Source organism: Mesorhizobium sp. LMG 17147 (genome assembly GCF_024297145.1).
Classification (GTDB): domain Bacteria; phylum Pseudomonadota; class Alphaproteobacteria; order Rhizobiales; family Rhizobiaceae; genus Mesorhizobium.
In genome coordinates, this window is record NZ_JANCTC010000025.1 from 1 (window position 1) to 14,484 (window position 14,484).

A 14,484-nucleotide genomic window follows, 5' to 3' on the forward strand; every position below is an offset into this window, starting at 1 on the left:
ACGCCCGACGGCGCCACAATCCAAGAGACCTGCCGCACCGGGCAAGCCGCGTGAACCGCTTCGACGCAAAACTGAAGCGGACAAATGATGTGCTACCAAACCGGACAACTTGATTTGCTACCGACAGACGGGGCGGAAAATGGCGCGGCGGCAACGCTGCCCAACGGCCGCCCCAATCGCGTGAGAGCGTCGTCGTTGCGCGCCTGACGCGGGAGGATCGCGCCGGCTTCGGGCGCGACCGGGTTTTGGGGAGAGGGACATGAAAATCGTTCTGCTTGCCGCTTGCCTGACGCTGGTGGCCGCCGAGGCGCAGGCGGTCTCGCGCTACGACCCGACCCGCATGAGCTGCGGCAAGGTGCAGGCGACGATCGCGCGCGAGGGGGCGGTCATCCTGCGCTACAGATCGGCGCGCGTGCCGGGCCTGGCGCTCTACGACCGCTATGTGCGGAGCCAGCAATTCTGCGACATCGGCGAGGTCAGGGCGCGGGCCTCGGTGCCGAGTGCCGATACGAATTCGTGCACCGTCTACAAGTGCAAGCGGGTGGAGATCGACCGCCGCTTCCGCCGGCGCCTGCTTCCGGATTAGGCTGGTCGAGATGGTGCGCGGGGTGCCGGCCTCACCTGAATATCAGCACAGCTAAAACCCGAACGACACCTGCGCTGGCGGCGGCGGGCCGACGCGTACGCCTTCCATTGCCAGCATCTTTTCCTTGGTGGCCGAGCCGCCGGGGGCGGAAAAGCCGCCGATCTTGCCGCCGGCGGCAAGGATGCGGTGACAGGGAATGACCAGAGGCACCGGGTTGGCGCCGAGTGCCGCGCCCGTCTCACGCGCCAGCCCGGCATGGCCGGCGCGTTTGGCCAGTTCGCCATAGGTGGTGGTTTCGCCGAAGGCGAGCTTTCGCGCCGCGTCATAGATCGCCAGGCGGAACTCGTCGACGCCGCTGAGATCGACCGGCACGCCGGAGAAATCGATATCCTCGCCGGCGGCATAGGCCTTGATCGACGCGATCAGCTCGGCAACCCATTGCGGCTCGGGCTTCACGGCTTGTTCGACGTCGGAGGCATGGCGCAGCAGCCGGCGCTCTACCGCGTCGCGGTTGCGCTGCGGCAGGCAGAGCCGGGTCAGCCCGGCTTCGCTCCAGGCGATACCCATGTAGCCGAGCACGGTTTCGAAGACCGCGTGGCCGGCGGTGGCATGAGAGGCGTCCATGGCGTGCTCCTTTCCGGAATCCTTCGAAGTACAAATCCAGAACAATATCGCATTTCCCGGCCCGGACCGCCACCCGAAAACCACCTTCTAGCGCGGATTGCCCGGGGAAAGATGCTGGTGTAAGGACTTCTTAACACCCGACGAACCGGACCCGAGCGCCGCTTGCCAGCAAAATTCCTCTTTCGCGTCCTAGCGGCGGTGTTGGCCGTGGCCGCTCTCAGCGGCTGCACCTCGACTTCGCCGGCGACCCCGGCGCCTGCCTTCACGGGAAATACGGCCACTACCGATGCCGGCTTCACGCTGGCGCTGCCCGACACTGTTTCGGTGCTGCCGGAACCGTCCGGCGCCGCCCAGACAGCAGCACTGCCGGTCGCGCCGGCCGCCGCCTTTGCCGGGCCGACGCCGCTGGCGGCAACTGCTCCCGCCGTCATGACCGCCAATGCCCAGCCAGCCACCGCGGTGGCTGCCGTCGCCATGCCGGTCACCGGCCAGACTGCCGCCATGCCCGGCATTCAGCCGGTTTCCTACACGGTGCCGCAAAACCCGGCCGTTCTGGCCGCGACCGACCCGGCGGAGGGCCAGTCGAACGCCGGCGCCCGCAGCGAGATCGAGCGGCTGATCGAGAAATATTCCGCGCTGTACGAGGTGCCGGTCGATCTGGTGCGCAGCGTCGTCAACCGCGAGAGCACCTTCAACCCGAAAGCCTACAATCACGGGCATTGGGGGCTGATGCAGATCAAGCACGCGACGGCGCGCGGCATGGGCTATGACGGGCCGGCGAGCGGCCTGTTCGACGCCGAGACCAACCTGAAATATGCGGTGAAATATCTGCGCGGCGCCTGGCTGGTGTCGGGCGGCAATCCCAAGCGCGCCGACCGGCTCTACCAGAGCGGCTACTACTATGACGCCAAACGCAAGGGGATGCTGGGCGAAACCGGCCTCGGCAGCGACAGCCTGCGCCGCCGCATGCAGCCCGATGCCTGAGCCGCGCCCACCGGCGCCGAACGACATAAGACTGCGCAAGATCCTCGACGACAGGCTTCTGGCGCCGCGCTGGCCGGAAGGTTTTTTCATGCGCGGCTTCGAAGCCGTCGATGCGCTCGCTTTGCATGCACTTTTGACCGCGGTGTTCGACGACGGCGCCGATGGGCCGTTCGACGAATGGTGGCCACGCATTTCGGGCGACGCGGAATTCGATCCCGCTTTGTGTTTCCTGGTCATCGACGGCAAGGGGCGGTTGGCGGGCGCGGCGCTCTGCTGGGCGACGGGGTTCGTCAAGGATCTTGCCGTTCATCCCGAGGCGCGCGGCAAGGGCATAGCCGAGGCGCTGATGCGCTACGCGTTTACGGTGTTTCAGGCAAGGGGTGCGGCGCATGTTGATCTCAAGACCAATACCGTCGAGAACGCGGCCGCGGTCAGGCTCTATCAGTGGCTGGGGATGATCGAGGTGGATTGGGCGGGGTGAGGAGCGCCGTTCGTCCTTTTTGAAGGCGGCAGCCCGGGTTCTTGTCGCCACGGCGCCTGCGCAAAATGTCGGAACCGTTTCGCGCGATGCGTCCTTGGGAGGCAGGCGCGTTGCCACGAACGGCGCGCCGCCAAAAAGCACGGCAGATGGAGATGACGATGATCACCTTTCCCAACGAGTCCCAGGAATACCGCACCGCCCGCGAAAAGCTGCTGCAGCAGGAGATCGAGCTGCGCCGCGCCATGGAGGATGTCGCCGTCGCGCGGCGCGCGCTGCCGCCGGGCGGGCTGGTGCCACAGGACTATGTCTTCGACGGGCTGGGGCCGGACGGCAAGCCCGCCAGGATCAAGCTTTCGGAACTGTTTGCGCCGGGCAAGGACACGCTGATCGTCTATTCGATGATGTTTCCGCGCCACCCGCAGGAGACGCGCGACGTGGCGACGAGCGGCGGCACGGCGAAGCTGCCCAGACCGGACCAGCCTTGCCCGTCCTGCACGGCGCTGCTCGACCAGTTCGACGGCGCCATTGGCCACCTCGAGGCCGCCGGCTACAATTTCGCTGTCGTAGCCAAGACCGCGCTGGAAAACCTGCTGACGCTCGGCCGCGACCGCGGCTGGAAAAATATGCGGCTGGTCTCGTCGGCCGGCAACAGCTTCAAGCGCGACTATCACGCCGAGGCCGAGGATGGCGCGCAGCTCCCCGTGCTGTCGGTGTTCCACCGCGACGGCGACGGCATCCGCCACTTCTGGAGCTCCGAACTCGGCTTCGCGCCGCCCGAACCCGGCCAGGACCCGCGCGCCATAGGCACCTGCGAGATCCTGTGGAACCTGATGGATTTTACCCCGGAGGGCAGGGCGCAGAGCTGGCAGGAGCAGCTGCAGTACAGAGAGGCTTGCTGCCACTAGCGTCGCTCGGCGCCGCCCTCATCTGCCTGCCGGCATCTTCTCCTCGTAGAGGGACGGGAGAAGGGGGCTGGCGGCAAACTCAGCTCACTTTCTTCAACTCTGGAGATTGGCGAAATCCGTGGCGACGGCAACCTTTCTCCCCGTCACTATACGGGGAGAAATGCCCGGCAGGACAATGAGGGGCGGCGCAGACCCTATGTGATTTGACGCTGCGGCGCGCTGACCTACCCTCTAATGCCGGAACCGAGGAGACGAGCGATGCTGTCACCTTTCATTCGGGGCGCCACGCTGGCAGCGGCGGTGATGCTTGCCGCCGGCACCGCAGCCTATGCCCATCACGGCTGGTCGTGGACGCAGGACGGGTTCTTCGAACTCAAGGGCAGGATCACAGCCATCTATATCGGCAACCCGCACGCCACGCTTGACGTCGACGCGAAGGGAGAGGCCTGGCGGGTGGAGATGGCGCCACCGTCGCGCACGATCGCCGCCGGCTTCACCGAGGAGGTCGCCAAGGTCGGCGACGAGGTGACCGCGATCGGCCACCGCTCGCGCGACGAGAGCGAAAAGCGCATGAAGGCAGTGCGCGTCATCGTCGGCGGCAAGACCTATGACGTATATCCCGACCGCGTGCCGCCGGCCTGAATGGACGGGTTTTTCGCCGGCATCGAGCAACTCGCCTTGGTGCGGGGACTGAAGGCCTCCTTCGTCGCCTATCCAATCGTCAACGCGCTGCACATCATGTCGATCGGCTCGCTGCTGACCAGCGTCTGGCTCATGGACCTCAGGATCCTGGGCGCCTTCCGCTCCCTGCCGCAGGCGGCATTCATCGTGCTGCTGCGCCGCATCGCATTGACCGCGTTCGCCGGTGCGCTGGTCACGGGGTCGCTCCTGTTTTCAGTCAGGGCGAGCGAGTATGCGGCGATGCCGATCTTCCTCGCCAAGATGACGCTCATCCTGCTCGCGGGCGCAAACTTCCTCGTCTTCATGCGCCGTGCAAAAGGCGGTGACGAGCCGGGCGGTGGGGCCATGGCCGTGCTGGCTGTGCTTTCGCTGGTGCTGTGGACGTCCGTGCTGTTTGCGGGGCGGTTTATTGGGTTTCTCGGCTGAGGCGAGCGAGGCGCTGGCGTTCGCAACGTGCGAGATGGTTCGTGGCTCGAAACGCAGACCGAGGCGTGGCTGAAAGGCGCTGAAACATTGCCTCGAAGCGGCCGGCACCTCGTTGGAAAACATAGTCATGGTGCGCATCTATGCCGTCAATTCCGGCTTCTACAAACCATCAACCGCGTCTATGCGAAGTATTTTTCGACGAACTCGCCGGCGCGGAGTTTTGTGCCGGTGGCCTCGTGGCCGATGGAGTTTGATATCCAGATCGAGTGCGTGGCGGTGGCGTGAAGCGTCAACTTCTGCCCTTCCAGGATAATTTCCGCTTGTCTTTAAAGTAAAGTCATCCCCAAATCCATCTGGGGATAGGGAGGGCGAGTCATGAACAAGCTGCCGAAAAAATTCGTCGCTTCAACTTGTCGAAAATGAAGTGATCAAACGCGACACAATTGACGGCGACAAGGCGAAGGAAGCTGTAACCAGGATGCGCAAGGCTGCAAGCAAGTTGGAGAGAACAAAGAACAAAATCGTGAAGGAGGCCGTCGTCGATGTTGTGGATTAGCCTACGAAAATACCAGACATTTTTATGGATCAGGCTGCCGCTGGCGATGTTCGTCGCTTTTATGGCTTTGCCTCAACCCGCCACTGCAAAATGCGCCGATATTCCCATGGCAGTGGTCGGTCCTATGACCGGCGATTGGGCGTACGACGGTGAGGAGATGCGGCGGGGCGCTCAACTTGCAGTAGACGACATTAATGCCAAGGGCGGGGTACGAGGATGCAAGATAGTACTCACCGTGCTCGATGATCAGTATACACCAGCCACCGCGATAGCCCTCGCCAAGAGATTGGCAAAAGAGGGGGTTCGCTTTGTTATCGGCCATTTCAACTCAGGCAGTTCTGTCCCTGCCGCGATGATCTATGCCAAGAACAACACTTTGATGGTCAGCCCCGCGTCGTCAAATCCCGCTCTTACCGAATTCAAACTTTGGAATGTCATTCGCACGGTCGGTCGTGACGATGTTCAGGGGAGGTTTGCCGGCGAGTATATGGCCGATCATTTCTCAGCACAAAATCTTGCCATCGTTAGCGATGGTACGCCCTATGGTGATGGCTTAGCGAACAAGGCAAGAAAAGCGCTGCGAGCGAAGGGGCATCCTGAAAAGCTGGCCAAAAAGATCAAATCCGGCCAAGGCGATTTTGCAGACCTCATCAGCAAACTTAAATCGATGAAGATCGAAGTTCTCTTCTTCGCGGGGCTTGCTGACGATTTTGGTCCGCTCGTTCGCCAAACCAAGGAAGCTGGGCTGAAGGTTCAGTTCATCTCCGGAGATGGAGCTCTAGTTCACGATCTGCCCGGGAAAGCGGGGCCCGCATTGGAAGGCGTGCTAATAGCATTTTCGCTCGAGGACCGGAGCAATCCTGCCGCAGCCGACGTTGTCGCGCGCTTTCGTTCTCAAGGATTCGAGCCGGCAGACTACACGCTGAAGTCCTATGCGGCAGTCCAAGTGGCGGCCAAGGGTATCGAAATGGCAGGTGGTCAGGCGCCAAGGGCTGTTGCGGCTTCTATAAAATCCGGCCAGCCAATTCCGACCGTGTTGGGGAACCTGACCTTCGACGCGAAGGGAGATCGAAATCAGCGTGACGTAACAATGTACGTCTGGAAAAGGCGGGGAGACGGCACACTCATGATGGATTTCCAATCCCCATAGCTTACGCAAAATACTCCTGCAACGGCCGAACCTCCAAACTCCCCGCCCTCAGCGCCGCAATCGCCTCGGCCACTGCCGCCGCCCCCGACAGTGTCGTATAATACGGCACTTTCTGCATCAGCGTCGCCCGGCGCAGCGACTTCGAGTCCGACACCGCTTTCTGGCCGTCCGTGGTGTTGAAGACGATCTGTACCTGGCGGTTGCGGATGGCGTCCTCGATATGCGGGCGGCCTTCCAGCACCTTGTTGATCTTCTCCGCCGCGACGCCGTTCTCGGCGAGGAAGCGGGCGGTGCCGGAGGTGGCCAGCACTTTGAAACCCTGGCCGGCCAGGCGCTTGACCGCCGGCAGAATGCCTTTCTTGTCCTCGTCGCGCACCGAGACGAACAGCGTGCCCGCGCGGGGGAGGTCGACACCCGCGCCCAGCTGGCTCTTGGCGAAGGCGAGCGCGAAGTCGCGGTCGAGGCCCATGACCTCTCCGGTCGAGCGCATTTCCGGGCCGAGCAATATATCGACGCCGGGGAAGCGGGCGAAGGGGAAGACTGCTTCCTTGACTGCGATGTGGCCGGGATTGCGGGGGTCGGGCATGGCGCCGTAATGGGCGAAGGCGTCTTCCAGGCTCTCGCCGGCCATGATGCGGGCGGCGATCTTGGCGATCGGCCGGCCGATGGTCTTGGCGACGAAGGGCACGGTGCGCGACGCACGCGGGTTGACCTCCAGCACATAGACCGTGCCGTCCTTGATCGCATATTGCACGTTCATCAGGCCGCCGACATTGAGCGCGCGGGCGAGTGCCGCCGTCTGGCGCTCCAGCTCGTCGACAAGCTCCGAGGGCAGCGAGTGCACCGGCAGCGAGCAGGCACTGTCGCCCGAATGGATGCCGGCTTCCTCGATGTGTTCCAATATGCCGGAGACGTAGGTCGACTTGCCGTCACAGAGGCAATCGACGTCGACCTCGATGGCGCCCGACAGATAGGTATCGAACAGAAGCGGGTTCTTGCCGAGCAGCGTGTTGATCTGGCCTGTTTTGTCGTTGGGGTATTTCTGCTTGATGTCTTCCGGCACCAGGCCGGGCACGGTGTCGAGCAGATAGGTCTGCAGCATGCTCTCGTCGTGGATGATCTGCATGGCGCGGCCGCCGAGCACATAGGACGGGCGCACGACCAGCGGGAAGCCGAGCTCGCCGGCGACGAGGCGGGCCTGCTCGACCGAATAGGCGATGCCGTTCTTCGGCTGGCTGAGGCCGAGCTTGTGCAGCAGCTTCTGGAAGCGGTCGCGGTCCTCGGCGAGATCGATCATGTCGGGCGAAGTGCCGAGGATCGGGATGCCGGCCTTCTCCAGCGCATCCGCCAGCTTCAGCGGCGTCTGGCCGCCGAACTGGACGATGACGCCGACCAGCTCGCCCGAGGCCTGTTCGGTGCGCAGGATCTCCAGCACGTCCTCCGGCGTCAGCGGCTCGAAATAGAGCCGGTCGGAGGTGTCGTAGTCGGTCGAGACGGTCTCCGGGTTGCAGTTGATCATGATCGCCTCGAAGCCGGCGTCGCGCAGCGCAAACGCGGCATGGCAGCAGCAATAGTCGAACTCGATGCCCTGGCCGATGCGGTTGGGGCCGCCGCCGAGGATGACGACCTTTTTGCGCGACGAGACCTGCGCCTCATTGGCGAGACTGCCGGCGAACGGCACTTCATAGGTCGAATACATGTAGGCGGTGGGCGAGGCGAACTCGGCGGCGCAGGTGTCGATGCGCTTGTAGACCGGATGAACGTCGAGCGTACGCCTAATCTTCTGGACTTCTTCGACGTCTTTCCTGACCAGGGAGGCGAGGCGGGCGTCGGAGAAACCCATCGCCTTCAGCATGCGCAGATTGGCGGCGTCCTCGGGAATGCCGTGCTCACGGATGCGATCCTCCATGGCGAGGATGCCAGCGATCTGCTCAAGGAACCACGGATCGATCTTGCACATTGCGTGCACGTCTTCCAGCGAGGTGCCCATGCGGATCGCCTGCGCCACCATGCGCAGCCGGTCGGGTGTCGGCGTGCCGAGTGCGGCGCGAATGGCGTTGCGGTCGTCGACATGGCTGGCGGGCGCGCTGCCGTGGCCGATGCCGGGGATCTCGATCTCGTCCAGACCGGTCAGTCCGGTTTCCAGCCCGCGCAGCGCCTTCTGCAGCGATTCCTGAAAAGTGCGGCCGATGGCCATGACCTCGCCGACCGACTTCATCGAGGTGGTCAGCACCGGCTCGGCGCCGGGGAATTTCTCGAAGGCAAAGCGCGGGATCTTGGTGACGACATAATCGATGCTCGGCTCGAACGACGCCGGCGTCGCGCCGCCGGTGATGTCGTTCTCGAGCTCGTCCAGCGTGTAGCCGACGGCGAGCTTGGCGGCGATCTTGGCGATCGGGAAGCCTGTCGCCTTGGAGGCCAGCGCGGACGAGCGCGAGACGCGCGGGTTCATCTCGATGACCACCAGACGGCCGTCCGCCGGATTGACGGCGAACTGTACGTTGGAGCCGCCGGTCTCGACGCCAATCTCACGCAGCACCGCTATCGAGGCGTTGCGCATCATCTGGTATTCTTTGTCGGTCAAGGTCAGGGCAGGGGCGACGGTGATCGAATCGCCGGTATGCACACCCATGGGGTCGATGTTCTCGATCGAGCAGACGATGATGCAATTGTCCGCCCTGTCGCGGACGACCTCCATCTCGTACTCCTTCCAGCCGAGCACGCTTTCCTCGATCAGCACTTCGGTGGTCGGCGAGGCATCGAGGCCGGACTGCACGATCTCGAAGAATTCAGCCCGGTTGTAGGCAATGCCGCCGCCGGTGCCGCCCATGGTGAAGGAGGGGCGGATAATTGCGGGCAGGCCGACATGGTCGAGCGCTTGTGCTGCAATCGCCATGGCATGGCTGATATAGCGCTGCTTGCGGTCACCTTCGCCGAGATTCCAGCGGGTTTCCAGCGCGTCGAGCGCGGCGTCGAGGTTTTCCGGCTTCTCGGCTTTCAGCGCGGCGCGTTCGGCCTCGTGCGTCTTGCGGTCGGCATTCTTGACGTCGGTGGCGTTGGCCAGCATCGACTTCGGCGTTTCCAGGCCGATCTTGCTCATTGCCTCGCGAAACAGTGCACGGTCCTCCGCCTTGTCGATTGCGGTGGCGTCGGCGCCGATCATCTCGACATTGTAGCGGTCGAGCACGCCCATGCGGCGCAGCGACAGAGCGGTGTTGAGGGCGGTCTGGCCGCCCATGGTCGGCAGCAGCGCGTCGGGCCGCTCCTTGGCGATGATCTTGGCAACCACTTCCGGCGTGATCGGCTCGATATAGGTGGCATCGGCCAGCTCCGGGTCGGTCATGATGGTGGCCGGGTTGGAATTGACCAGGATGACGCGAAAACCCTCTTCCTTTAGCGCCTTGCAGGCCTGGGTACCGGAATAGTCGAACTCGCAGGCCTGGCCGATGACGATGGGGCCGGCCCCGATGATCAGGATCGACTTGATGTCGGTGCGTCTTGGCATATCGAAGGTCCGTTCGGCAGGCGGCTTGCACGAAAAACCGGACGGGAAGACCCGGCCGGTTGTGCTCGCGATTCTGGTATCAGGCTAGGAGGGCCTTATAGGGAAGAGTTTTGCCGGATGTAACCCCGAAAATGAGGCAGTAGGGCAGTAGGTTCGAGCGCCCTTTAAACATATTGCCCTACTGCCCTACTGCCTGATTCCCCTACCACTATCCCCCAGCGCGAACTGATCCGTAATCTCGAAGCGCTCGGCAACGCCGACGCGGATTATGTTGAGGCTGCCTTCGCGCGTGAAGCGGAATTCGCCCGGCCCATTCGAACCGGCCGGCTTGCCGGCCTGGAAGCTGATGATGCGCGTGCCGCCATCGGGCCAGGTCACGGTCACGTCGGTTTTGTCGCCGGTGCGCGCGACGCCTGCCTTGCAGTTGGTCATCGGCTGGCCGAGATAGCGCGCGCAAGGAATGACGTTGCCGGCACCCGGGAATGGTGTCCCCGGCGGCTGCAGCCGTGCAACGGTCTGTGCGTCGGCCGGAGGCGCCGCGTTGGTCGCGCCGAAATTCTGGACGGGATCTACTGCCGCGGGCGCCGATCCATCAACCTGTCCAGTCGAGGGATTGCCAGCGGCCAGGGCCAGGCGGTAAGCGTCCTCGATAGCCACCCTGCCGATTGCGTCAGCGGTGTTCAGCGACGTTTCGGGAGCAGTTGCGCCAAGGCGCGTTGTCAGATCGGGCAGCGGTTGAGAGGCAGGGCTCTCCGTATCGGCCGCTGCCTGGGGTGTCACTTGCCGGGGATTGATAGGGTCGAGGTAGCGTGCGGGTGCCCATCCGCTCAGCTTCGGGTCGTCAATGTCTTCGACCTTGCACCACTTGTAGCCGCTGACCTCGCCGCAGCCGAGATTTTTCACGCTCGAACCACTCGGCAGCCGTGCCTCGATCTTGCCCATGGCCGATGCCGTGGCGCGCACGTTCAGGAGGTCATCGGGAGCGAGACCCGTCACAATCGAGATGATGAGCTCCGGCTCCTGGCCGTTGGCCGGCAGCTCCGCCAGCATCAGCGGAGCGGCAACCATCGCAAGCAGCGTCGTCGGGAGTGTTACTGTGCGCCTAATCATCTGCCATGGGCGGTAGGTTCAATTGCCGAAGGCGCGGCCAGGCACGAAAGCGCCATCGCACGCCAGCCGGTTTTTATAGGCGACGAGACGGCGCTGTGTAAGCCCGAAAAGGGGCCGCGCGATGAATCGGACCAGGCCACTTCCGTGAACTAACAGCCGGCAAAATATTGCACGTTTCATGTAAATATGCACTCTCTCAAGTAAGGTTGAGGAGGGCAATATGGTCGACCTTGAAATATTCGCGCAAGTGGAAAACATAGTTCGCCAGCGTATCAAGAAAACGCGCGCCGAAATTGGGGCTTCACTTGGTCACATCGCCAACGGCAATCCGCTGGCCGCCGAACAGACCCTCTCCAGGCGCCTCGACAGGTTGCAGGTAAAGGCGTCGCTCAGCCGCACCGAGGCGGAGATGATATCGGCAGCAATCGACATGAGATCTGCCGGGGAAAGAAAGGTGGCCGCCAAACAGCCAGGACCGGAGGCAATTCTCGGCCCAACGCTCGATTTCATCGGGGTCGCATTTCTGGAGCGTGGGCGCCGTGCCGCCGATGCGGTCGGCCGCGTTGCCTTTCTAAACGGCAATCCGCAAGGATCGGGTTCTGGTCGGGCCAAGGCTGTTCCTCACAAACAACCATGTGATTTCGTCGCCGGCGGATTCCCGGCGCTTCCAGGTCCAGTTCGATTATGAGCAGGACGGTGCAAATGCCGTGCGCACGCCGACGACGTTCCTGTTCGATCCTGAATCCTGTTTCGTGACCGATAGCATAGAAGGTCTGGATTACACGCTGATCGGGGTCGGCGAGCGGCGTTCCGGCCCAAAGGAACTGGGGGAGTTCGGTTTTATCTCGCTGTCGGACGCGCGCGACAAGCATATGCTCGGCGAAATCGCCAACATCGTCCAGCATCCCGATGGCCGCTTCAAGGAACTGGTCCTGCGTGAAAACCGGCTGGTGGCCCGCGACGAAACGGTTCAAGTGCTGCACTATGTTGCCGATACCGAACAGGGTTCGTCCGGTTCACCGGTCTTCAACAACGAATGGGAGCCCATTGCCCTGCACCATTGGGCCGGCCCGTTCCACGAGGTGACGGGCATAGCTGGCTATGCGCTTGCGCGCGAGATCAACGAAGGCATACGGATCAGCGCCATCGTTGACGATCTGGGCGCTAGAAAGTCCAGGCTGCCGGGCTCGTCGGCATCGGCGGTTTCGGAAGCTCTGGCGATTTGGTCCGGCACGCCGCGCATGATGGATGAGACAGTTCGGCTGAACGCCGACATTCGCGGAGACGTGCCGGACAAGCCGGTGCAGCGGCCTGAACCGGATCGCGGCGCGCCAGCGACGAGACATAATGCCGATGGCTCGGTCACGTGGACTTTTCCCGTCGAGATAAATGTCCGCGCGCCGTTGATCGACCGCGACGGAGGCGATGCAAGACGAAACGACGGCAAAGGTCCAGCAAGCAAACCCGCCAAGGTCATGGCCATCGCCGAGGCCGCGGGTTGGAAAACAGAGGATTTCGATGATCGTGGAGGGTATGAACCCGGCTTCATACCGGGCTTTGTCCTGCCAATGCCGACGGTTGCCAATTCACCCTACCGGTTGGCCAAAAACCTTCTTGCCAAACCCGGCGAGGACCCACACGAATTGCGCTACCATCATTTTTCGATCTTGATGAACGCCGATCGCAGGCTTGCCTTCGTCACCGCCTGCAATATCGATGGATCCCGCACCAAGGCGGTCAATCGTGAGGACAAGACGGTCATCGACAACCCGTCGCTTGTCAACCTGGGGGTGGAGTCGATTTCCGGGTCGGAAGCCAGCGATGCTTTCCGGCCCGATCGCCGCATCGACCTTGGCGAGCAGATGACCCAGGAATTCTATTCGAGCCAGAATGTGCCCGGATTTCCCGTCGCAAAATCCAAGGAACGAATAGCTCGAATGTTCCAGAAGGGCCATATTACGCTTCGCGGGGACCCCGCATGGGGCGTCGATCAGGAGGCGGTCGCGGCAGAACGCGACACGTTCTTTTATACCAATGCTGCGCCGCAAGTCGGCTTCTTCAATCAGGGAAGCTCGCTTGACCATCCCGGCTCCAAGGGGAAGCTGAGATGGCGCGCGGTGGAAACCTATGTGCTGCGCAACGCTTATACGACGCGAGGCCGGGTCACGGTGTTTGCCGGGCCAGTGTTCCGCGAGGACGATCCTCCCTACCGCTTCGACAGCCATGTTCCGCTGAAGTTCTGGAAGATCGCGCTGTGGTCCGATCAAGGTGGCCTGCGCGCCATCGCGCTGCTGGCCGACCAGAAGCCGGTTTTGGAAGTGATGCCCGAAGCGTTCGGCGAGCGTGCCGAGGCATTCGACGACCCGCTTGAAATTGCCAGGGTATCGGAGTTTCTTTCGACGGTGGCCGAGATCGAACAGCTGACCGGTCTGAACTTTGGCCAGCAGGTGCGCGACGCCGACATTCGGGCCGGTTCCGAATCGGCTCCAGCACAGACTTTCAACCCAAGGCATCTAACGCCCAGTACGTCACGGCCAAAGGCTTCATCGCCCAAGACTTCGACGCCCAAGGCTTCGGCGCCCAAGGCTTCGGCGGCCGGCGCCAGACGTCCTGCCAGGCGATCGAAGCGATCCGCGTCCGACAACTGAAGATTGCGGCTTCTGCCGCTCGAAGGCGGTCATCCGTTCAGCCCGGCATGAGCAAGCTCAGTCCGGCATGAAGCCGGTGCGCAGCGCGTGAGCCCATTCGGGCCGCCCCGCCTGCTCGGCCTGACGCGCCGCCGCGTCATGGTCATAGTCGACGGCGATGGATTCGAAACGATCGGGGTGCAAGTCGACGATGCCATAGCGGGCGTGTGGCGAGCCTTGCTCCGAGACATGCGCCGGTGGGGTCGAATCGTCATAGGCCGGGCAGCCGATGCTGCCCGGATTGAAAATGACCGGACCGCCGGGAATGCGGATCAGCTCGCTGCGGTGGCTGTGGCCGCAAAGCATGATGCGGCAGGCGGGATCGACCGCGCCGAGGCGCCGCTCGATTGCGGCCAGCGGCGCGCGCACCAGCCGGCCCTCGACGATCGCGTCAGTCAGGTATTTTTCGTCGTGGTCGGGCCGGGCATGGAAGGCGATCACGCCGGGCGCCACCTCCAGCATGACGGGCAGCGCGAACAGCGCCTCACGCTGGGCTGCCGTCAGCCGTTCCTGCGCGTAGCGGTCGGACGGCCACATGGTCTCGTCGGCAGTGTCGCGGGCAACGCGGCGGTCGTGATTGCCGCGTACCGTCGGCAGGTCGAGCGCCTCGAGCCGGTCCATGGTCTCGCGCGGCCACAGCGGGCCGGAAACGCAATCGCCGAGATCGACGATTAGGTCGGCGCCGCCGCGCTGCCGCAGATCGTCGAGCACGGCGTCGAGCGCCAGGACATTGCCGTGGATGTCGGCGAGGACGGCAATGCGCATGGCAGGCTCCGTTAATTGGAATGG

14 protein-coding genes are annotated in these 14,484 nt (G+C 63.2%); 10 read left to right on the forward strand and 4 right to left on the reverse strand.

Going from position 1 to position 14,484, the window contains the following annotated elements; all coding sequences use genetic code 11:
- Positions 1-259 precede the first annotated feature (259 nt).
- Positions 260-586: a hypothetical protein gene (locus tag NMG46_RS26660; RefSeq protein ID WP_023719370.1), complete on the forward strand. Its 327-nt coding sequence runs from the start codon at positions 260-262 to the stop codon at positions 584-586.
- A 51-nt stretch (positions 587-637) separates the two neighbouring features.
- On the opposite strand, the gene NMG46_RS26665 is transcribed toward NMG46_RS26660, so the two are convergent.
- The gene (locus tag NMG46_RS26665) at positions 638-1,210 is read right to left on the reverse strand and encodes a methylated-DNA--[protein]-cysteine S-methyltransferase (RefSeq protein ID WP_254820326.1); all 573 of its coding nucleotides are present in this window, start codon (positions 1,208-1,210) and stop codon (positions 638-640) included.
- A gap of 207 nt (positions 1,211-1,417) precedes the next feature.
- Here NMG46_RS26665 and NMG46_RS26670 point away from each other — a divergent pair, with 207 nt between their 5' ends.
- The 7 genes from NMG46_RS26670 to NMG46_RS26695 all read left to right on the forward strand — a co-directional run bounded on the left by NMG46_RS26670 (position 1,418) and on the right by NMG46_RS26695 (position 6,393).
- Positions 1,418-2,194, forward strand: a complete 777-nt coding sequence (locus NMG46_RS26670) for a transglycosylase SLT domain-containing protein (RefSeq protein WP_254820327.1) — start codon at positions 1,418-1,420, stop codon at positions 2,192-2,194.
- Positions 2,187-2,675 carry an N-acetyltransferase gene (locus NMG46_RS26675; protein ID WP_254820328.1) on the forward strand — a complete coding sequence of 163 codons (489 nt, stop codon included), beginning with the start codon at positions 2,187-2,189 and terminating at the stop codon, positions 2,673-2,675. The genes NMG46_RS26670 and NMG46_RS26675 overlap by 8 nt, the downstream gene beginning before the upstream one ends.
- Before the next feature lie 158 nt (positions 2,676-2,833).
- A complete protein-coding gene (locus tag NMG46_RS26680; protein WP_254820329.1) occupies positions 2,834-3,580 on the forward strand; it encodes a DUF899 family protein in 747 nt (248 codons plus the stop codon).
- Positions 3,581-3,838: 258 nt separating this feature from the next.
- A complete protein-coding gene (locus NMG46_RS26685) occupies positions 3,839-4,222 on the forward strand; it encodes a DUF6152 family protein (protein WP_254820330.1) in 384 nt (127 codons plus the stop codon).
- Positions 4,223-4,687: a DUF6644 family protein gene (locus tag NMG46_RS26690; protein WP_254820331.1), complete on the forward strand. Its 465-nt coding sequence runs from the start codon at positions 4,223-4,225 to the stop codon at positions 4,685-4,687.
- A gap of 424 nt (positions 4,688-5,111) precedes the next feature.
- On the forward strand, positions 5,112-5,243 hold the full coding sequence (locus tag NMG46_RS29790) for a hypothetical protein (protein ID WP_302897169.1): 132 nt from the start codon (positions 5,112-5,114) through the stop codon (positions 5,241-5,243).
- Positions 5,230-6,393, forward strand: a complete 1,164-nt coding sequence (locus NMG46_RS26695; protein WP_254820332.1) for a branched-chain amino acid ABC transporter substrate-binding protein — start codon at positions 5,230-5,232, stop codon at positions 6,391-6,393. Before NMG46_RS29790 ends, NMG46_RS26695 begins: the two co-directional genes overlap by 14 nt.
- Before the next feature lies 1 nt (position 6,394).
- On the opposite strand, the gene carB is transcribed toward NMG46_RS26695, so the two are convergent.
- Both carB and NMG46_RS26705 read right to left on the reverse strand, forming a co-directional pair.
- Positions 6,395-9,898, reverse strand: a complete 3,504-nt coding sequence (gene carB, locus NMG46_RS26700) for a carbamoyl-phosphate synthase large subunit (protein ID WP_254820333.1) — start codon at positions 9,896-9,898, stop codon at positions 6,395-6,397.
- A gap of 186 nt (positions 9,899-10,084) precedes the next feature.
- Positions 10,085-10,966 (reverse strand): SH3 domain-containing protein, encoded by an 882-nt coding sequence (locus NMG46_RS26705; protein WP_254820334.1) that lies wholly within the window; start codon positions 10,964-10,966, stop codon positions 10,085-10,087.
- Between the two features lie 262 nt (positions 10,967-11,228).
- Between NMG46_RS26705 and NMG46_RS26710 the strand changes: the two genes are divergently transcribed.
- Entirely contained in the window at positions 11,229-11,696 is a 468-nt protein-coding gene (locus NMG46_RS26710; RefSeq protein ID WP_254820335.1) for a hypothetical protein, read from the forward strand.
- Positions 11,644-13,656, forward strand: a complete 2,013-nt coding sequence (locus NMG46_RS26715) for a DNA/RNA non-specific endonuclease (RefSeq protein WP_254820336.1) — start codon at positions 11,644-11,646, stop codon at positions 13,654-13,656. Before NMG46_RS26710 ends, NMG46_RS26715 begins: the two co-directional genes overlap by 53 nt.
- Positions 13,657-13,713: 57 nt before the next feature.
- On the opposite strand, the gene NMG46_RS26720 is transcribed toward NMG46_RS26715, so the two are convergent.
- The gene (locus tag NMG46_RS26720) at positions 13,714-14,460 is read right to left on the reverse strand and encodes a metallophosphoesterase (protein WP_254820337.1); all 747 of its coding nucleotides are present in this window, start codon (positions 14,458-14,460) and stop codon (positions 13,714-13,716) included.
- Positions 14,461-14,484 lie beyond the last annotated feature (24 nt).